The sequence below is a fragment of the Rhizobium ecuadorense genome (assembly GCF_001187535.1).
GTDB lineage: Bacteria > Pseudomonadota > Alphaproteobacteria > Rhizobiales > Rhizobiaceae > Rhizobium > Rhizobium ecuadorense.
The window spans coordinates 1-350 of sequence record NZ_LFIO01001509.1 but is presented as its reverse complement, the minus strand read 5'-3'; the positions used below and the strand labels follow the sequence as shown (position 1 = coordinate 350).

The 350-nt window shown below is 59.4% G+C and carries 1 protein-coding gene; it reads left to right on the top strand.

Going from position 1 to position 350, the window contains the following annotated elements:
• Positions 1-134: 134 nt before the first annotated feature.
• The coding region (locus AF337_RS31180; protein ID WP_152971258.1) for a winged helix-turn-helix domain-containing protein at positions 135-350 on the top strand (216 nt) is incomplete at its 3' end.

Sequence of the window (350 nt, the reverse complement as noted above, 5' to 3'; positions counted from 1 at the left end):
TTCCCGTATCGCGGCAATCGCGGGAATTGAGCAAAAAACGAGCAGATTTGGATTTGCACAAAAAAGCGCTTGACGCTCGGCGCGATTTGGTTTACACTGAACCAATAGAAAATTGGTACGGACCATTTCAGCGAATGCCGATGGATGAGACGCAGGGCAATTCGAATTATGCGCTGGAGAGGCTGAGGGCTCTCCTGCGGTCCGACAGTCTCGACGCCGACGGCAAGCTGCCGACCGAGCGCACCCTTTCGGAAATGCTTGGCGTCGGCCGCCGTGCCGTCCGTCGCGCCCTCGAAGTGCTGGAGGCCGAGGGCCGCATCTGGCGCCGTCAAGGCTCCGGCACCTATGCC